Source organism: Rhodopseudomonas julia (genome assembly GCF_030813515.1).
In the GTDB taxonomy this organism is placed as follows: Bacteria; Pseudomonadota; Alphaproteobacteria; order Rhizobiales; family Afifellaceae; genus Afifella; species Afifella julia.
Genome location: NZ_JAUSUK010000002.1, coordinates 751002 through 770288, shown reverse-complemented (window position 1 = coordinate 770288; position 19287 = coordinate 751002). Strand labels below are relative to the sequence as shown.

17 protein-coding genes and 1 other RNA gene are annotated in these 19287 nt (G+C 63.5%); 9 read left to right on the top strand and 9 right to left on the bottom strand.

Features of this window, described 5'->3' with window-relative positions:
• Window positions 1–8: 8 nt before the first annotated feature.
• The 6 genes from J2R99_RS12795 to J2R99_RS12770 form a co-directional block, all read right to left on the bottom strand.
• Window positions 9–194, bottom strand: a complete 186-nt coding sequence (locus tag J2R99_RS12795) for a DUF2065 domain-containing protein (protein ID WP_307154844.1) — start codon at window positions 192–194, stop codon at window positions 9–11.
• Window positions 191–1372 carry an SPFH domain-containing protein gene (hflC, locus tag J2R99_RS12790; protein ID WP_307154843.1) on the bottom strand — a complete coding sequence of 394 codons (1182 nt, stop codon included), beginning with the start codon at window positions 1370–1372 and terminating at the stop codon, window positions 191–193. The genes J2R99_RS12795 and hflC overlap by 4 nt, the downstream gene beginning before the upstream one ends.
• Window positions 1369–2511: an FtsH protease activity modulator HflK gene (hflK, locus tag J2R99_RS12785; RefSeq protein WP_307154842.1), complete on the bottom strand. Its 1143-nt coding sequence runs from the start codon at window positions 2509–2511 to the stop codon at window positions 1369–1371. The genes hflC and hflK overlap by 4 nt, the downstream gene beginning before the upstream one ends.
• Window positions 2512–2734: 223 nt before the next feature.
• Window positions 2735–3247, bottom strand: coding sequence for a dihydrofolate reductase (locus tag J2R99_RS12780; RefSeq protein WP_307154841.1), 513 nt, complete (start codon window positions 3245–3247; stop codon window positions 2735–2737).
• Window positions 3244–4038 carry a thymidylate synthase gene (locus tag J2R99_RS12775; protein ID WP_307154840.1) on the bottom strand — a complete coding sequence of 265 codons (795 nt, stop codon included), beginning with the start codon at window positions 4036–4038 and terminating at the stop codon, window positions 3244–3246. The genes J2R99_RS12780 and J2R99_RS12775 overlap by 4 nt, the downstream gene beginning before the upstream one ends.
• A gap of 83 nt (window positions 4039–4121) precedes the next feature.
• On the bottom strand, window positions 4122–4715 hold the full coding sequence (locus tag J2R99_RS12770; RefSeq protein WP_307154839.1) for a TetR/AcrR family transcriptional regulator: 594 nt from the start codon (window positions 4713–4715) through the stop codon (window positions 4122–4124).
• 176 nt (window positions 4716–4891) lie between these two features.
• On the opposite strand from J2R99_RS12770, the gene J2R99_RS12765 reads away from it, so the two are divergent.
• The 8 genes from J2R99_RS12765 to J2R99_RS12730 all read left to right on the top strand — a co-directional run bounded on the left by J2R99_RS12765 (window position 4892) and on the right by J2R99_RS12730 (window position 11537).
• Window positions 4892–7009, top strand: coding sequence for a VIT and vWA domain-containing protein (locus J2R99_RS12765; RefSeq protein ID WP_307154838.1), 2118 nt, complete (start codon window positions 4892–4894; stop codon window positions 7007–7009).
• A complete protein-coding gene (gene rrtA, locus J2R99_RS12760) occupies window positions 7009–7650 on the top strand; it encodes a rhombosortase (protein ID WP_307154837.1) in 642 nt (213 codons plus the stop codon). The genes J2R99_RS12765 and rrtA overlap by 1 nt, the downstream gene beginning before the upstream one ends.
• Window positions 7651–7718: 68 nt before the next feature.
• Window positions 7719–8110: a transfer-messenger RNA gene (gene ssrA, locus J2R99_RS12755) on the top strand.
• 92 nt (window positions 8111–8202) lie between these two features.
• Window positions 8203–8781: an SspB family protein gene (locus J2R99_RS12750; RefSeq protein WP_307154836.1), complete on the top strand. Its 579-nt coding sequence runs from the start codon at window positions 8203–8205 to the stop codon at window positions 8779–8781.
• 111 nt (window positions 8782–8892) lie between these two features.
• A complete protein-coding gene (gene fumC / locus J2R99_RS12745; protein ID WP_307154835.1) occupies window positions 8893–10287 on the top strand; it encodes a class II fumarate hydratase in 1395 nt (464 codons plus the stop codon).
• 10 nt (window positions 10288–10297) lie between these two features.
• Window positions 10298–10498, top strand: coding sequence for a DUF4169 family protein (locus J2R99_RS12740; protein WP_307154834.1), 201 nt, complete (start codon window positions 10298–10300; stop codon window positions 10496–10498).
• Between the two features lie 7 nt (window positions 10499–10505).
• A complete protein-coding gene (locus J2R99_RS12735) occupies window positions 10506–11288 on the top strand; it encodes a hypothetical protein (protein WP_307154833.1) in 783 nt (260 codons plus the stop codon).
• Window positions 11289–11318: 30 nt separating this feature from the next.
• Window positions 11319–11537, top strand: coding sequence for a ribbon-helix-helix domain-containing protein (locus J2R99_RS12730; RefSeq protein ID WP_307154832.1), 219 nt, complete (start codon window positions 11319–11321; stop codon window positions 11535–11537).
• A 3-nt stretch (window positions 11538–11540) separates the two neighbouring features.
• Here the strand turns inward: J2R99_RS12730 and J2R99_RS12725 are convergent, their stop codons facing one another.
• Together J2R99_RS12725 and J2R99_RS12720 are read right to left on the bottom strand one after the other, a co-directional pair.
• Complete coding sequence (locus J2R99_RS12725) at window positions 11541–15323, bottom strand: AsmA family protein (RefSeq protein ID WP_307155702.1); 3783 nt, start codon at window positions 15321–15323, stop codon at window positions 11541–11543.
• 67 nt (window positions 15324–15390) lie between these two features.
• Window positions 15391–16794, bottom strand: a complete 1404-nt coding sequence (locus J2R99_RS12720) for an FAD-binding oxidoreductase (protein ID WP_307154831.1) — start codon at window positions 16792–16794, stop codon at window positions 15391–15393.
• A gap of 112 nt (window positions 16795–16906) precedes the next feature.
• On the opposite strand from J2R99_RS12720, the gene J2R99_RS12715 reads away from it, so the two are divergent.
• The gene (locus tag J2R99_RS12715) at window positions 16907–17395 is read left to right on the top strand and encodes a thioesterase family protein (protein WP_307154830.1); all 489 of its coding nucleotides are present in this window, start codon (window positions 16907–16909) and stop codon (window positions 17393–17395) included.
• Window positions 17396–17441: 46 nt separating this feature from the next.
• On the opposite strand, the gene J2R99_RS12710 is transcribed toward J2R99_RS12715, so the two are convergent.
• Entirely contained in the window at window positions 17442–19277 is a 1836-nt protein-coding gene (locus tag J2R99_RS12710; RefSeq protein ID WP_307154829.1) for a chloride channel protein, read from the bottom strand.
• Window positions 19278–19287 lie beyond the last annotated feature (10 nt).

Here is a 19287-nt window from a genome sequence, read left to right as displayed (position 1 = left end):
TCGCTTGCTCAACCTCGAGCCAACCAGACGAGGGCAACTCCGAAACCCGCCGAAACCAGGCCGACGGTTCTGAGCATGTCGCTCGGACTGGCCACCGCCTGTTCGGCCACTCGCTTCATGAAGTCAGGAAATAGCGCGTATAACGCACCTTCCAGGGCAAGAACGAGGCCGAAGGCGGTGAACAAGTCGCTCATTGCGGGATGGCGGTCGACGTCGGTTCGCCTGTCGGCACACCCGGTTCACCGGCATCATCCGCAGAGCCAGACGGCTCGGGGCTGGTGTCGCCGGCCTCCGACTGGTCGCCCGCACGAGGAGAAGGTGTCACCTCGATCGCATCCGAAGGCGACGCAGCCGTGTCGCCTTCTCCCTCGATCGCCGCACCGTCATCTTCCATAGCCGGAGCCCGAGACTCGTCTGAATCTGCCGCGTCCGGCCCGCCTTCTCCATTCAGGTCCAAGATGTCCGGCAGATCGATCGCCGGCTGCGGGGCGGGCAAGGTTCCCTCCGGGACAGCTTGCTGGAAGTAGCGGAAGAACTGCGAATCCGGCTTCAGGAGCATGGTGGTACCCGTGCCCTGGATGCCCGTCTGATACGCTTTCATCGTGCGGTAGAACTCGAAGAAGTTCTCGTCCTGGCCATAGGCACGCGCAAAGATGATGTTGCGCTGTGCGTCACCTTCACCGCGCAGGATATCTGCATCCCGGCTGGCCTCCGCCACCGTCACCTGTGCCTCGCGATCGGCCTCGGCTCGGATTCGGGCTGCCTGCTCGGTGCCGCGCGCACGCAACTCCGCAGCTTCCGCAAGGCGTTCGGCCTTCATCCGATCGAAGGTCTGCTGCGAGACCTCAGGAAGAAGATCGGTCCGCTTGATGCGCACATCGACGATTTCGATACCGAGATCGACGGCGAGAGGACGAAGCTGATCGCGCACCTCGACCATCATGGCGACACGCTCTTCCGAAAGCGCCGCTTCAAAGGAGCGCTGACCGTAGACACGCCGCAAAGATGCATCGAGCCGCGTGCGCAGGTTCTGCTGCGCGATTTCCAAAGACCCGGACACATTCTCTCTGAACTTGCGCGGATCGACGATCTTAAATGCGAGAAAAGCGTCGACCAGATAACGGCGCCCATCGCGCACCTGCACGCGAATATCCTCCAGATCGAAGGACAAAAGTCGATCTTCGATGATCTGAACCGTTTCGACGAAATTGGTCGGAACCTTGAAGTAAATGCCGGGCTCTTCGATCACCCTGTTGATCTCACCGAACCGCAGGACAAGCGCCTGCTGACGCTCGTTGACGACGAAGACGGAGGAGTAAAGCAGGATGAGGAGCACCACCACCGCGAGTAGAATTATCCACAGGCGCCTCATTGGTTGCTCCCTTGCTGGCTCGTGCGCGAGCCGTTTGAACCTGTTGCGGAAGAACTCCGCCCAGTGCCGCGCGGCAGATCATTGAGCGGCAGATAGGGCACGACGCCCGAGCCACCGTCCTCCGATTCCATGATGACTTTGTTGGAATCGCGCAGCACGCCTTCCATCGTCTCCAGATAGATACGCTTGCGTGTCACTTCCGGCGCCTGGCGGTATTCATTGTAGATCGACAAGAAGCGCTGGGCCTCACCCTGAGCTTCGGCGATGGTCGATTCCTTATAGGCGCGACCTGCCTCGCGGACCTTCGACGCCTCACCGCGCGCTTCACCGAGCCGCTTGTTGCCGTACTGCTCCGCCTCACGCTGATAGCGATCGAGATCCTGCTGGGCGCGCTGCACTTCTTCGAAGGCATCCGCGACTTCAGACGGGGGATCGGCGCGTTCCAGCTGCACACCGACGATGGTGATGCCGGCGCCGTAATTGTCGAGCGTTCCCTGCAGCAACGCACGAACCTGCTCTTCGACTTCGGCACGCCGTTCTGTGCGAACATCCTCGGCCCGTGAACGGCCGACATATTCGCGCATAGCGCTCTCGGCGATACGCCGCACGAAGCCTTCTGGATCGGCGACGTTGAAGAGGTAGGCCTTCGGATCGCTCACTCGCCAGATCACCGAGAAAACGACGTCGACGATGTTCTGGTCACCCGACAGCATCAGGCTCATCGGATCGCCCTGACGCTGGGTGCTGGTGCCGATGGTTTCGCGGCGCTGGCGGATCGTGACGATCTCTACGGTTTCAAAGGGCCAGAAATGGAAATGCAGTCCCGGCTGCTCGACCTGCGACTTCGGCTTGCCAAACACCAGCTCCTGTCCAAGCTCATCGGCCTGGACGGTGTAGATCGCATTGGTCAACCACACGGCGATCAGAATGACGACGACGACCGCCGCAATGGCGAGATTGCCTCGACCGCCGCCAGGAAACATCCCGCGCAGCTTGTCCTGGCCTCGCCGGATGAGATCTTCAAGATCCGGCTGCTGCGGGCCGGACGGCTGCGGCCCGGACCCCCAAGGTCCACCGCGGTTGCCACCGCCGGGATTTCCCCACGGGCCACCGCCGTTATTGTTGTTACTCCAGGGCATTTAGCCTCCTCGTTTGACCCCATCCGCGCCTTGCGCGCGGTTATAGGCGAGCCCTGCCCGCCCATCAACGCCCGCCCGTCTGCGGATGCGAACCGCTGATCCGCTGGCCACCGTCATGCTGCTGGGTCAATCGCCGGGACCGACTTGCCATGCAGAAATGCGGGTGCCGCGGGCCACATGGGATAGTGGGAATGCCAGCGCAAGCGTCGCCGACGCGATTGCGTCATCTCCGCTCCAACAGCCGGTAGATGGCTTCCGCCGTATCGCCCTCATGCACGGGCAGGCGATCGCAGGAAATCTCTTGCCACGCCGCCCGCTCGAAAGGCGGAAACGCAACGTCTCCCTCTGGCTCTGCCGCAATTTCCGTCCAGTGGAGAAGCGAGGCGCGAGGCAGGGCCGCGGCAAAGATCTCGGCCCCGCCGATCACGCAGATTTCATCGGCGTTGAGCCGTGCCGCCGCATCTTCGGCGAGAGAAAGCGCGTCATCGAAGGAAGGCGCCGTCGTCGCGCCCGGCGCCTCATAGCCTTCCTGGCGGGTGACGACGAGATTGCTGCGGCCGGGAAGCGGACCCTTCAGGCTTTCCCACGTCCGACGCCCCATGATGATGGGCTTGCCCATGGTGACGGCGCGAAAGCGCTTCATGTCGCCGCGCACGCGCCAGGGAAGCGCGCCATCTCGCCCGATGATGCCGTTTTGCGCCACCGCAACGACGAGAGAGATTTTGGGCGCAGTCACACTGCCACCTTCGCCGCGATATGCGGATGGGGATCATACCCCTCCAGGCGGAAATCGTCGTAGGTGAAATCGAAAATCGAGCCGACCTCGGAATTGAGCTGCATCTGCGGCAGCGACCGCGGCGTGCGCGACAGTTGCAACCGCGCCTGCTCCACATGGTTGGCGTAAAGATGCGCATCGCCAAAGGTGTGGATGAAGTCGCCCGGCTTGAGTCCCGTCACCTGCGCCATCATCAAGGTGAGAAGCGCATAGGACGCGATGTTGAAGGGCACGCCCAGAAACACGTCCGCCGAGCGCTGATACAGCTGACAGGAGAGCTTCCCGTCGGCGACGTAGAACTGGAACAGGCAATGACAGGGCGGCAGCGCCATCTGATCGACATCGGCCGGGTTCCAGGCCGTGACGATCATCCGGCGTGAATCGGGTTTCGAACGGATCGTCTCAACCACTTGAGATATCTGGTCGATCTGGCGCCCGTCGGGGGTCGCCCAGGAGCGCCATTGCCGGCCATAGACCGGTCCGAGATCGCCGTTCTCGTCGGCCCATTCGTTCCAGATCCGCACGCCGTTGTCATTCAGATAGCGGATGTTGGTGTCGCCGGCGAGGAACCACAGAAGTTCGTGGATGATCGATTTCAGATGCAGCTTCTTCGTCGTCAGGAGCGGAAATCCCGCCGCGAGATCGAAGCGCATCTGGTGCCCGAAAACGGAGCGCGTGCCGGTTCCGGTGCGGTCGCCCTTGACGCTGCCCTCATCGAGCACGCGCCGGAGGAGATCGAGATATTGCTGCATCGAGATTACCTAGCGCGATTCTGGGCCCCGTCCGAGTGCCGATCTTCCACGGGCCGTCACGATGGCCCAGTTCACAAGAGAATTCAGAACATCGGCAGCTGGTCGCCGTCCTTGCGCCGCTTCACCAGCTCTTCGAGCCCGGCAAGGTGGCATTGGACGAGATGCTCGATGGTCGGCCGCACGCTGTCGAGGCGGATCGCACCGAGACGTCCGGAGGCGGAGAGGATGAGGAGCCCGTGCACGGCCGCCCAAAGGCCGCGCGCCGACTGCCGGGCAAGCTTGTCGTCGATACGCCGGTCATGTGCGCGGATCGCCTGCTCCAGCGTGGCGAACAGTCGGTCGACAGTCGGCTGATTCGGTGGCTCGGCACCATCGGCAGGCATTTCCGTCTCGAACACGGCGAGCCAGCGGCGCTCATTCTCGTGGACGAAGTCGGCGTAGCGATCGGCGAAGTCGAGCAGCACCTCGCGCGTCGCACGTCCTTCCACCGTCACTTCTGACATCGTCTCGGCGAGGGCGGCAAAGGTGCGCGCATTCACGGCCGCGATGAGCGCGCCGAGATTGTCGAAGACGTTGTACGTGGTGCCGACGGCGACGCCCACTTCGGAGGCGACGCGCCGGGCCGTGACGGCCGACACCCCCTCCTCGCTGACGATGCGCTCCGCCGCGTCAATCATGGCGGACCTGATGTCGGCGGCTCGCCGCCGCGGGCTAGAACTCTCGGCCAAATCCGACCCTCCTGCCTTCCGATTAGCGCAGATTGCACAACGTCACCACTCCGACTTGAACAATGTTCACAGATAGGATACGAGTGAACGATGTTCATGAACGTTGTTCAAGAATGGAGACGAGGATGATCATGCACTCCCTGAAACGGCTCGCGCTCGCAGCCGGTCTGGCGCTCGGCGCAGTCGTCGCAGCCCCTGCCGCCGACGCAGCCGGTCTGATGACGCCGAAAGACGGTACGCCGGCTCTCGATCTGCGCGACCAGGCAGTCGATGTGGTGGTGGGGGGCGGCTATGCCGTCGTCACGGTCGAGCAGACCTTCGCCAATCCGAACGCCGAAGACATGGAGGCGATCTATTCCTTCCCGGTTCCCGAACGGGCGGCTGTGTCGGAATTCACCTACTGGATCGACGGCAAGCCGGTGACGGCGGAAGTCATGGAGAAGGAGGAGGCCCGCAATATCTACGAGGGCGAGAAGGCGGCCGGTCGCGAGACCGCACTTGCCGAGCAGGACGCCTACAAGACCTTCGACATGACCGTCTGGCCCGTGCGGGCGGGAAGCGACGTCAAGATCCGCCTCGCCTACATCCAGCCGGCGAAGCTCGACACCGGCATCGGCCGCTTCGTCTATCCCTTGGAAGAAGGCGGCGTTGACGACAACAAGCTCGCCTTCTGGACGGCGAACGAGACGGTCACCGGCAGCTTCAGCTTCGATCTCCACCTGCGCACCGACTATACGGTCGAGGCCCTGCGCCTCCCGGCCCATCCGGGCGCCGCCATCTCAAAGGATCTGGATGGCAGCTGGCGCGTCCATATCGACAACGCGACCGCCGCCCCCAACGCCGGTTCCGAAGCTGTCGAAGACGCGGCCCCAGCCGATGAGGACAAGCCGGCCTCGACGCCGGCACAAGCCAAACAAAACTTCAAACTCGACACCGACATCGTCGTCTATTGGCGCCAGGCCGAGAACGAGCCGGCTCGCGTCGACATGCTCGCCTACAAGCCTGAGAGCGATGGCCGCGGCACCTTCATGCTGACGCTGACGCCCGGCATGGATTTGAAGCCGATCACCGAAGGCCGCGACTTCATCTTCGTGCTCGATCGCTCCGGCTCCATGGGCGGCAAGATGTCGAGCCTCACGGAAGGCGTCTCGCGCGCCCTCGGCCAGCTCAATCCCGACGACCGCTTCCGCATCGTCTATTTCAATGACAGCGCCAAAGAGCTCACCCGAGGCTTCATGAATGCCAGCCAGGAGAGCATCTCCAAGGCACTCGAATGGGTGCGGAGCGTCGACGCCTCGGGCGGCACCAATCTCTACGACGGCCTCAAGCTCGGCCTCGACGCGGCGGATGCCGACCGCACAAGCGCCCTCGTCCTCGTCACCGACGGCGTCGCCAATGTCGGCCGCACGGAGGTGAAGGACTTTCTCGCTCTGGTGAAAGAGCAGGATGTGCGCCTCTTCACCGCCATCATGGGCAACAGCGTCAATCGCCCGCTGCTTGAACCGATGACACTGGAATCCGGCGGCTTCGCGAGCGCGGTCTCCAATTCCGACGACATCATCGGCGTTCTCTTGCAGGCAACGACAAAAGTGACCCACGAGGCGCTTCACGGCGTGAAGCTCGATCTCGACCCGTCAGGCAGCGACCTCACCATCGACGATCTCCGCCGCAAGGGCATACGCACCCTTTATCGCGGCGAACAGATGGTCCTCTTCGGCCATTACCGCGGCGCTGGCGAAGCTGACCTGACGCTCTCCGGCGAGATTTCCGGCAAGCCGGTTTCCTATAAGACTCGCTTCGCCTTCCCCGAGACCGTGAACCTCAACCCCGAGCTTGAGCGGCTTTGGGCCTTTGCCGAAATCGAGCGGGAGCTTCGCAAACTCGACCTCTTGGGCAGCGACGCCGACGTCAAGCAATCGGTCATCGACACCTCCAAGGAATACGGCATCCTCTCCCCTTTCACCTCCATGCTGGTGGTGCGCGACGAGCGGTTCGAGGAGCTGGCGATCGATCGTACCAACCGCGACCGCCTCGCCGTGGAAGACACAGCCCGCCAGAAGCGCATGAACACGCCGGCGCAGACGACCCGGGTCGATACCCAAACGCCGATGTTCGATGCCCCTCGCCCCTCCCATTCGGGCGGCGGTTCCGGCGGCTCTGGCGCCATTGGCCTGCCGGGCCTGATCCTCGCGATCCTCGTGCTCTGCGGCACCCTCCGCCTGCGCCGGCGGGAGGCCGCCTGATGCAGGCGCTCGCTAATGTGTTCCACGGCAGGCCTCGCCTGCCGTGGTTCACCCTCGGCCTTGCTGCTCTGATCGGCACTCTCTACGCCCTCGCCGGTGGCGCGCCCTCCGGCCTCGTCTACGATCGCGGGGCGATCGAAGCCGGCGAAGTCTGGCGGCTCGTGACCGGCCATCTCGTCCATCTCGACCTTCACCATCTCAGCTATAATTTGGGCGCGCTTCTGGCGCTCGGCATCGCTTACGAGCTCTCCCCCTTCGGCGGCTCGCGCCGGCTCGCTCTCCACGTCTTCGGCTTCGGCGGCCTGGCGGTCACGGCCACCCTCCTCGCCCTCTTCCCCGAAACGCTCCGCTATTGCGGCCTCTCGGCCGTTCTCAACACGCTCTATGCGGCGCTCACCCTCGGCCTCTGGAAAGAGACGCGTGACAAGATCTGGCTTCTTGCCCTCGGCGCGAACGTCGCCAAGATCGCCTGGGAGGCGGCCTTCGGACCGATTTTTTCAGCAGACCTCGTCTGGCCACCGCATCTCGGCGCCCATGTCGCAGGGCTTCTGGCCGGCTGTGGGATCGCTCTTGCCGGGCAGTCACGGATTCCGGGTAAACACTCTGAATCTCTTTCGCAGCCGGCACATGCAAACGCCTGAGAAGACTCCTCCTTTGACCGGCGGCGCGCCACGCAAATCCCGTCGCGTCTCAAAAGTGGGTGCAGGCAAGCCTTTGAAATTCAGCCAGGACCGCTTATATTGGCTCGCGTCGGCGCAAGCCGACTATGGCGATAAATGGTCTGCGGAATAAGCCTATCGGACCCGGGGGCGGTACCCGGCGCCTCCACCATCAACGGCCCAGGGCAGAGTGCCTGGAAGAGCCGGAATCCCTGCAAGGGGCCGCTGTTGATGGGGGCGAAATAGGATCGACGAGGGTGTAAAGGCTGAACTTTCGCTCGGTATGGTTCCACCGTTATCGGACTAAAACTTGTAGTTGCGAATGACAACTATGCTGAGGCTCGTCTCGCTGCGTAATGCAGCCTGACTGCTTCGATTCAAGCCCTGGCGGTTAGCCCCGTCAGGCGGGGTCCGGAGGCACCTGGCAACAGAAGCCTCCATTTCGTTTTCCATGCCGTTGCAAATCGGTGTCAGAGGGGCCGAAACGTCCTGGCGCATATTGCCCGTTGCGCGCGGCCAACATAGTTTCGCTCAATGGCAAGCGACCTCATTCGTTACGACATTCTCACTCAGGACGCCCTGAGGCAGGTCATCCGTAAGGTGATCGGCGAGGTGGCGCAGACCGGATTGCCCGGCGAGCACCATTTCTTCGTGACCTTCGAGACCCGTCACCCAGGCGTGCGCATCTCCTCGCGTCTCAGGGCGCAATATCCCGAAGAGATGACCATCGTCCTCCAGCACCAATTCTGGGACCTCAACGTCACGGAGACGACCTTCGAGGTCGGCCTCTCCTTCAACGGCGTGCCGGAACGTCTTCTCGTCCCCTTCCGCGCGATCAAGGCTTTCGTCGATCCGCATGCGAGCTTCGGCCTGAAGTTCGATGTGCCGGAGACGGAGGGCGAAAATCTCGCCTCTGCGGAAGTTGAGGCGATGCCGGGGCTTCTCCCTGGTGAAGAGGAACAGCCGGGCCTCATGCCCAGCCCTCTTCCGCCGGCGGTCCTGGAGCGCAAGGAAGGAAGCGCGGAGACTGCAGAGGCGCCGGCCGAAGGCGAGGACGGCAAAGAGGGTGCCGAAGTCGTCTCTCTCGACGCATTTCGCAAGAAAAACGGCTGAGCGTCCGCGTCTTTTTCTGTTCCTCGTCGGTTGAAAGCCTCTTTCCCGCCTCCGGCTCTTGCCTGCGGCGCCCGCCAATGGGAAAAGGCCGAAAAACTGGCGGACCCGACCATGACAGAGAGCACGCGTACCGAGACCGATTCCTTCGGCCCCCTGGAAGTTCCCTCCGACAAATATTGGGGCGCACAGACCGCGCGCTCGCTCAAGAATTTCGAAATCGGCCATGAGCGGATGCCTAAGCCGCTCATCCGCGCGCTCGGCCTGATCAAGAGCGCTGCCGCGCAGGTCAACAAGGACCTCGGCAACCTCGAGCCTCGCCTCGCCGACGCGATTTCCGCGGCCGGCCAGGAAGTCGCTTCCGGCAAGTTCGACGACAATTTCCCGCTCGTCATCTGGCAGACGGGTTCGGGCACCCAGAGCAACATGAATGCCAACGAGGTCATCGCCAATCGCGCGATCGAGATGCTCGGCGGCACGCTCGGCTCGAAAGATCCGGTCCACCCGAACGACCACGTCAATCGAAGCCAGTCCTCCAACGACACCTTCCCGACAGCGATGCATATCGCGGCGGCGGAAGAGATCGTGCACCACCTCATTCCCGCGGTCGAGCATCTGCGCGAGGCTCTGCGCGACCGCAAACGCGCCTTCGCCGATATCATCAAGATCGGCCGCACGCATACGCAAGACGCGACGCCCGTCACGCTTGGCCAGGAATTCTCCGGTTACGTCGCCCAGCTCGATTACGGCCTGCGCCGCGTGCGCGAAGGCGTCGACTATCTCTTCGAACTCGCCCAGGGCGGGACGGCGGTCGGCACCGGGCTCAACACCAAGCCGGAATTCGCCGAGAAATTTGCAGCCGCGGTCGCCGAATCGACCGGTCTGCCCTTCCGCACCGCGCCCAACAAGTTCGAGGCGCTTGCAACCCACGACGCCTATGTCTCGGCCCATGGCGCGATCAACACGCTCGCCGTGTCGCTCTTCAAGATCGCCAATGACATTCGCTTCCTGGGTTCCGGCCCGCGCTCCGGTCTCGGCGAATTGATCCTGCCGGAAAACGAGCCGGGCTCCTCGATCATGCCGGGCAAGGTCAACCCGACCCAGTGCGAGGCGATGACCATGGTTTGCGCTCAGGTGATGGGCAACAACACCACGATCGGCATTGCCGGAAGCCAGGGGCATTTCGAGCTCAACGTCTATAAGCCGGTCCTCGCCTACAACATGCTGCAGTCGATCGACCTCCTCGCCGGCGCCTGCCGGTCCTTCGCCGACAAATGCGTGGTGGGCATTCAGGCCAACGAAGAGCGCATTGCAGAATTGATGCAGCGTTCCTTGATGCTCGTGACCGCGCTTGCGCCGAAGATCGGCTACGACAACGCCACCAAAGTCGCCAAGACGGCCCACAAGAACGGCACGACCTTGAAGGAAGAGGCGGTCGGCCTCGGTTTCGTCACGCCGGAGGAATTCGACCAGATCGTCCGCCCGGAAAACATGATCGGGCCACGCTGAGAAAGAACCTATGGCCGAGATCGTCAATCTGCGCACCGCCCGCAAACGGGCGGCGCGTCAGGCCAAGGAAAAAGACGCTGCGGAAAACCGCCGGCGGCATGGCCGCAGTGCGGCAGAACGGCAGACCGAGCGTGACGTGCTCGCCAAAGAGACGCGCCGGCTGGAAGGTCATTTCCGCGGCGCACCGCCTGAGGGCGAGGAAAAACCATGAGGTTGCCATGCAGATGATGTCTCGCCTTGTCGCTTTCTCACTCCTCGCCACACCGACGATGGCGCTCGCGCAGGATCAGGCTCCCGGCACCATCCGGCAGATTCCGATGCAGGTGCCATCTCAGACGCAGCCTTCGCCGACCCAGCAGCCGCAACCACAGCAACAGCCGCAATCCCAGACCGAGAACACGGATGGAAGCGGTATGAGTGCGCCTGCAGCGTCAGGGTCCAGTGAAACGAGCGGCGATTCCTATTCCTGGCGCTCATCCCTCACCGACAGTGGTGCTGCCGCCTTCATCGCCGGTTGCGATCAGTGCGATGACGTGCCTCTCGACATCAGCTGCACGCTTGCAGGCGGCGACATCACCGTTCGCCCGACCATTGCCATCGAGAGCGCGCTTGAAGGCGATCTCGTCGAAGTCGCCTTCGAGGTCGATCGGGATATCTTCCGCCGCGACGGGCGGCTGCACCAGAGCGAGCTCTATGGCGGCTTTCTTCCGGAAGTGACGATCAAGGACAGCGATCCTCTGCTTTACGCCCTGTCCGTTGGCGAAAGCCTCAATGTCGCCGTCGGTCAGCAGCGTCTCGATCTCACCTTGAAGGGGTCTGCGGCCGCGCTGCGCACGATGCGCTCGGCCTGCACCACGCCGGCATCGACCCCTGTACCACCCGCCTCGGAAGAACCGGCGCCCCTGCAACCGGACAGTTCGGTGGAGCCCGATCCGACGATCCGCATCACCCCGCCGCCCCCGCCTGAGGCGCTTCTGCCGCTGCCGGGCTCCGGGAACTGAACGGAGCGCGGCCCTGCCCGTCGTGACGATGTGAAAAAGCGCTCCGTCGTCATCGCCGGACATCGCACGAGCGTCAGCCTGGAAGATCCCTTCTGGGCTGAGCTCAAGGCGATGGCCGAAACACGAGAAATGCCGCTCGCCGCTTTGATCGAGGAGATCGATGCGCGGCGGGAGACCGATAACCTCTCATCCGCCCTGCGCATTGCCGTTCTTGAGGATCTCCGGCAGCGGCTGGAAGAGAACGGCTGAGGCTTATTCCGACAGCGACGGCAGGAGGTCGAGCGGCGCGCCGCTGCCGCCACGCTCCGGCGCGACCGCTTTGGGGGCCTCCGGAACCGGTTCGTCAAGGATGCGGCCGAGCCGACGCCCAAACGTCTCCTGATCTCTCTCCGAACCCTGCGGCTTCGGCGTCGAACCTCGCGCTTCGGGTTTTTCCGGGCGGCCTTGGGTTCCATCCCCTTGCGTTCCATCCGCTGATGGAGCGTCGGGCCGAGCCGCGCCCGGCTCACCGTGCTGCGCGCCGGGAGCCGTTTCCTCAGCCGCCTCTTCGGCCCGCTGAGCCGCCTCCTCCGCCGCAGCCTTCTCGGCAGCAGCTTTCTCTTCAGCAGCCTGCGCCGCCTTCTCGCGCTCCTGGCGCTGTTCCTCTTCGCGCTGGCGCTTCAACTCACGGCGCAGCCGCTCGCCTTCCAGGATTTCCGCCTGAAGCTTCTCGACCCGTTCCACCTCCTGCTCGAAGGCGCGCACCGTCAGAAAACCGAGGAACGGCGTGACGTCGATATGGCGACCGGGATCGGCAAGAGGCCCGGAAAAGACGATCCCGACTTCGGGTTGCGCGCCCGTCACCGCATCCTGACCGGGATCGACCTTCAGAGACCAGTCGGAGGCGAGCTCCATGCGGTTGAGGTCGAGAGACGCGTTGCCGAGGACGGTCGCGCTTTCGCTCCCCGCCACCTGCAGCGTCGACAGCCGAACCGTCCCGGAGGTGACTGAGAACGAGCCCGTCGCCTCATCGAAGGAAAGTGTCCCCGCATCGAGATGTCCCGAAAACGCAGCCGCAACCGGCTTGCTTTCAAGCTTCAGCCCGGCGTCGGCGGCGCGAATGACGGAGCCGAAAGCCTGCGGATTCAAATACCGCAGGAGGCCGTCGCGCAGGGTGAAGGAACCGCTCCCGTTCAAGGCGGAGACCATGCCCGAGAAAGACCGGCCGCGTCCCATCAGTTCGAGCGACGTGGAAAGCCGCCCCGAGGCAACCGGACGACCATCTTCGCGCCAGACGAGTTCGGCGAGAACCGCATCTTTGAGAGACAATTGCAATGTCAGCGGTTGTGCGCCCTCGCCACCTCCCGCCGAGAGAACCCCGGCGAGCTCGCCGCCGGCAAAACCGCCGCTGAGATTGTCGAAACGCAGGCGTCCCCCGTCGTAGCGCAGCGTGAAGGCCGGATTGCGCAGAGGCATGACGAGGCCCGTCGCCGCCTCTTGCGCCTTGACGGCGAGATCGAGAGAAATCCCGGTTGGAAGAGCCGGGGCGAAAGCCTGGGTCGGCCACTGCCCCACCGCATAGGCCGGCGTCATCCCGAACGGCGCGGCCAAGAGAAGCGGCAAGGAGACGGTCTGCAGGCGAAGGTCGCCGCCGATGGCCAGGCTGTCGCCCGCCTTGAGCATGAGGCTGCCACTGACATTCTGACCGGCGAAAGACGCGCTCTCGAGATCGAGCTCGGCCACGCCGCCCGAGAGCTTGAACGGCCCACTCGCTGCAAGAGCGTGGCCTTCGCCGATCCCAGGCAGCGCCACACCGGCAAGAAGGAGGACGGAATCGACGTCCTCGGTCGAAAGTGACAACGGACCCGCAAGAGAAAGCGCATCCCCGCCGAATTCGCCGCGCCCGTCGAAGCCGAAATCGATGCCGGCGATACGTCCCCTCGCGTCGAGATCGGCACCCTGGCCGACAGACCCGTTCGCTTTCACGCTCAACCGAGCCGGCCCACTTCCGGGCAACGGCACGACGTCGAAGCCGAATTGAGTGAGGAGTGAGGCCGAATCCTGCGATTGCACGAGGAGATCGGCCTGCCCGGAAAGCTCTTCCGGATCGTTGAAGCCGCCCCGCCCGTCGGCGGTCAGCGTCAGCCGCGTTCCGGCAAAATTACCGGAAAGCTCCAGCGTCAGCGCCCCATCCGTCTCAGCGGTCGCCACGAGACTGGCATCGACAGGCGACAAGGCCTGAGCGCGCGCCACCAGACGTTCCGCAAGTTGGCTCTGCGGCAGAAGCCCCCGCAGAAAGGCGGCAGCACCTGCTAGGTTCTCAGCCACGATATCGGCCGAAAGCCGGCCTCGCGGTGCCGCGAAGAAATTCTCGATCCGTCCCGACGCATTGATATCGGCGCCGGCGAGATCGGCGATCGACAAGGTGGCAATGTCCAGACTGTCGCCGCTCAATACCCCTTCCAGATTGACGAAGGCCGCCTCCGCCCCGCCCACGGACAGGTTCTGTGCCGCAAGCGACATCGCCACACGTGCGAAATTGCCGTTGCGCAGATCGTCTCCGGCAAGAAGGCCCGTGACCGCCTCCGCCTCTTCGAGTGCCACATTCTCGGCGCTCAGAGTCACATCGGCGAACGTTTCTCCGGTGCGCGCGAACCGGCGCATGGAAATCGCGCCGTCGATCGTCCCGTCATTGATCTCCGCAACCAGATTCTGCGCCGTCTGCCGGCGCTGTGACAGGTCGAGATCGGCTTCCACCTTGAAATGGTCGAGGCGCAGCGCGTCTCCGGCATCGCCGCGCCACCAGGCAGCAAAGGCCGCGGGACGCTCGGAAGCGATCCGCCCGTGGCCGTGGAAAGTTGGCGTGGTCGTGTCGATATCGCCGCTGACATCGATGCGTGTCGCCCCCGGCAGCATCGCGGACAGGATATCCACCCTCCAGCCATTCTCTGCGGGCTTCACATCCGCCCCGACCGCCTGAATGACGCTGCCGCCGACAACGACGCCTTGCGCATCGAGCGTAAGGGTGCCGGGAACCGAGGGCCTCGGCAGATCTGTGAGCCCGGCGACGAGCCTTTCGGCCGCTTTTTCGATGGCGACCGGCTTGCCTCCACCGGCCCCGAGCGCCCGATCGAGATCGATCTGCCGCGCATCGAGCGCAATGGCGAAGCGCGGTTCCGGCACGAATGCGAGTTCGCCATGACCCGCCGCCTGAACCGCGTTCGCTTCCGGCCCGTAAGCAAAGGTGAAGTCTTCCGAGGCGAGCTTCTCGCTGGTGAGCTCGAACTCGCCCTTCGTCCGCAAAAGCGCGAGCGGCGAGAGAGATTGCTCGGGCCCCGCTTCCGTATCCGGCTTGAGACCGGAAAGGTCGAAGGTACCCTTCAAGGCGAGCCCCTCTTCACCATCCGTGACGAGATCGCCGGCAACCGACAACACCAGAGGTTTCGCCGCGGGCGTCAGGCTCGCCTTCAATGGCATGCGGCCATCGGCCAGGCGTCCAACCCCGACATCGATGCTGTAGGCGTCGCCCCCGAGCCGGAAGCCGCCCTGCAAATGCCCGGGCCCTTCGAGCGAGCGCGCTTGCATCAGCGCATTGATATCGCCGATCCGCCAGGACGCGCCGCGTCGGCTGTCCTTGAGGTCGATCTCGCCGTTTCGAATTTCCATCGCGTCGAGGGAAATCTGCTCTGGCCCGAAGCGGCCGATACGCAGCCGCCTTCCCGGCTGAGCGAGATCGGCAACATCCAGCATCAAGCGCGGCCGATCGAGCTGGACGGAAATGATGTTGATCTCCCCCTTGAGGAGACCAGTGAGCTCCACCTTGGCGCGCAGGCGCCCGAGCGTCAGGATGGGCGCGTCGGAAGGTCCGATGCGCACTTCCGCGAGGCGCAAGCTCGGCGTGGGCAGGATCGAAAGGTCGGCATCGCCGCGCACCTTGACCGGCACGCCCAGGCTCGCCGAGGCTTTTTCCTCGAACTCCTGCCGGTAGGCGCTCCAATCAACGAGATACGGCCCGATCAAGGCGGTGAAGAGCACCGCAATGATGGCGAGGCCTATCGCGACGTAAAGCCTTCCCAGAACAACTCTCCCTCTCCGCCCCTCTGCGCGACGGTCTCAATCCGATCTAGAGACGAATGATCTTACCCGGATTCATGATGTTCTGCGGATCGATCGCGCGTTTGACCGCCCGCATGACATCGAGAGCGGGGCCGAGTTCCTGCTCCAGATAAGCGCGCTTGCCCTGACCGATTCCGTGTTCACCGGTGCATGTTCCATCCATCCCGATCGCACGGGCGCTGATGCGCGCGGAAAGCTGCTGCGCCTTTTCGAGTTCCGCGGGATCGTCCATGTCGATCAGCGCCGACACATGGAAATTGCCGTCGCCGACATGGCCGACGATGGGCGCGATCAGGCCGAGCTCGGCAATGTCGTCCATCGTTCCGCGCACACAATCGGCAAGTCGGGAGATGGGAACGCAGGCGTCGGTTGCGAAGGCTCGCGTCCCCGGCCGCAGCGAGATCGCCGCCCAATACGCATCGTGACGCGCCTGCCAGAGCTTTGCTCTGTCCTCCTGCCGTGTCGTCCAGGAAAAATTGCCGCCGCCGAATTCTTCCGCGATCTCCCCGAAGAGCTCCGCCTGCTCCTTCACGCCGGCGGTGGTGCCGTGGAATTCCAAAAAGAGCGTCGGCGCCTCGGGGTAATCGAGCTTGGAATAGGCATTGCAGGCACGCATCTGCAGCGTATCGAGGAGCTCGATGCGCGCCATGGGGATGCCGCTTTGGATGGTGGCGATAACGGTGTTGCAGGCCGATTCCACATCCGGAAAGCTGCACACGCCGGCCGAGATCGCCTCCGGGATTCCCTGCAGCCGCAAAGTCAATTCGGTGATGACGCCGAGTGTCCCCTCCGCTCCCACGAGAAGCCGGGTCAGATCATAGCCCGCCGAGGTCTTCTTGGCCCGCTGCGCCGTGCGCACGATCGAGCCGTCCGGCATGACAGCCGTAAGGTTGAGGACATTGTCCTTCATGGTACCGTAGCGGACCGCATTGGTGCCGGAGGCGCGCGTCGAGGCCATACCGCCGAGGCTCGCATCCGCGCCCGGATCGATCGGAAAGAAAAGCCCGGTGTCGCGCAGATGCTCGTTCAGCTGTTTACGGGTGACCCCCGGCTCGACGACGCAATCGAGATCTTCCCCATGCACCGCGAGAATCCGCTTCATCCCGGACAAGTCGATCGAGACACCCCCCGCCGGCGCGTTGAGATGGCCTTCGAGAGACGATCCGGTGCCGAACGGGATGATCGGCACATGATGCTCGGCACAGACGCGCACCACTTCCGCGACCTCTTCGGTGGAATGCACGAAGACCACGCCGTCGGGCGGCTGATTGGTGATCCAGGTCGTGGTGTGGCCGTGCTGCTCACGGACCGCGGCGGAGGTGGAAAAGCGCTCCCCGAAACGCTGAGCGAGAATACCAAGCGCGGTAGAAATACCGTCTTCGTTGCGAGAAAGCGCGTCTGCGATGGCCATATTCGGCTCCCGATGCCGGAGCAAATCCTCAAGCTTGTTGAAAGCATAACAAGTTGCCGCGCTGGCTCTCGGGCGGCGCGACTATCCCCTGCAATGCGAAAAAAGGTGGCTTATGTCCAGGACAATTGAGGCTCCGTTCCAGGTGACGACGCAGACCGTCGAGGACGCCTGGATCGATTACAACGGCCATATGAATGTCGCGTATTACGTCCTGCTTTTCGACCGCGGCATCGACGAAGCCTTCGAAGCTCTCGGCCTCGGCCCCGATTACCGCCAGAGCCATGACGCTTCCTTCTTCGCGGTCGAAATGCATGTACGCTATCTGCGAGAATTGAAAACCGGCGCGAAGGTCTATTCGACCTGGCAGCTCCTGTCCGCCGACGATAAGCGGTTGCGCAGTTACATGGAGCTCCGCGATGCCGACAACGGCTTGGTAGCCGCGACGTCCGAGCACCTGCATCTGCATGTCGACATGGCCGCGCGGCGGGCGGCCGCCTTCCCGCCGCACATTCAGGCAAACATCGAAGCCACCTTCAAGGCCCACCGGAGACTCCCCTGGCCGGAAAGCGCAGGCGCGGCGATCACCCTCGATAAACGCTGACGGATCAGCCCCCTGGAGATGAGGGCTGAATCAGTTTGTCAGGCGATTACGAATAATGGTTGCGGATGACGGCCCCTGCGATCTCGGGAGAATCGATAACCCCGACCACATCCTCCGGACGCGGCACCACCACGCCAGCCCGCACGACGATCGCGAAAGAGCGCGCCCGTCGGTTCATGCGCGTGATGATGGAATTGAGAATGTTGTTTTCCGGCGCGACAACGAAATCGTCGGAGATGATATCGGCAAGCGTCTGATCGGCCCGGATCGACGGCGCGTAGAGCACCGAACCGAAGCGAGCATAACCGACGATGCGGCCTTCCTCACTGACGACGACATGCTTGCGCTGACCTTCCTGGCCGACGAGTTTGATCGCATCCCTAACGCTCGTCGCCGCAGGCAGGACGACGAAATTGCGGTTCATCAGATCGCGCGCCTGCTGCACCAGATACATGTTGGTGTGCCGCACCGACGGGATCGGGCGGCCGCGATTGCGCAGCTTGATCGTGTAAATGTCGGCGGCGATGAACCAGCGCCGCACGCCGACCGAGAGCGCCACCGCCAGGACGAGCGGGACGATCACATTATAGTCGCGCGTCATCTCGAAGATCATGACGATCGCCGTCATTGAGGCACCGGTCGCACCGCCCACGAGTGCGCCCATGCCGACGACGGCAAATTCGGCCATGTTGAAGCCCTCTCCCGGGAAGAGCCACGCGCCGAGCGCGCCGACAGCGCCGCCGAGCGTCGCGCCGATGAAGAGGGAGGGAGAAAAAACGCCGCCGGACGCTCCCGCGCCAAGGCTGACGCTCGTCGCCACCAGCTTGCCGATCAGCAAGGCGACGAGAAGGAAGAGCGTGTAGCTGTAATTGCTCTCGCTCACGATCGACTGGATCGTGGCATAGCCGACGCCAGCGGTGTGGTACTGGCCCGTCGTGACGAAGAAGCCATAGGCGAGCAACCCGATCAGCGTCATGCCGATGATGTTGCGCGTGTAATCGTTGCCGGGCAGCTTCGGAAAGAAATCCTCGCAGAAGGCGAGGAAGCGGATGAACGCCCAGGAGGCGACGCCCGCCACGAGGCCGAGGAAGGCGAAACCGACGAGCTCGGCGAGATTGATCGCATGCTGCGGATCGACCGCAGAAAGTGGCACCAAGAATGCCGGATCGAGGCCGAGAGCAATACGGCCGATATAGGTCGCAGTCGCCGTCGCCACGACAACCGGCAGAAAGGTCCGTCCGCTCACCTCCGGCAGGAGAAGTTCCACCGCAAAGAGCACACCACCGAGGGGCGTGTTGAATGTCGCTGCGATGCCGGCACCGGCGCCGGCGGCAAGCATCGTGATCTTTTGCCAGCGCGGCAGCTTCAATGTCCGTGCAATCGTCGAACCGAACGAGGCACCGATCTGAATGATCGGGCCTTCGCGACCGACCGAAGCGCCGCTGCCGATGGAGATGGCGGAGGCGATCGACTTGACGATCGCCACCACACCGCGCACGTCGCCGTTGTTGTGATAGACGGCGTACATCACTTCCGGAACGCCGTGACCCTTCGCCTCCGGCGCAAACGTCTTCACCAGGAAGACGACGATGAGCCCGCCGATGATCGGCGCGAGAATGATGAACGGGCCCCAGACGCTCGCCGCTTCGAAATGGTTGGCATCGTAGAAGAAGCTGATGCGCCCGTTGAAAGCGAGATTGTGCACGAAGGCGATCATGTAGCGAAAAAGGACTGCGCCAACGGCCGCCACCACACCGATCGTGAATGCGACCACACACAGTGCGGGAGCGCTCAAGACGGGTTCCTGGCTCTCTTCTTCCGTACCGGACGCGGAAACTGGCGCTGAATTTGTCGGCTTCGCCTCGGCCGAAGTGTCGGTCACGATCTCGCTT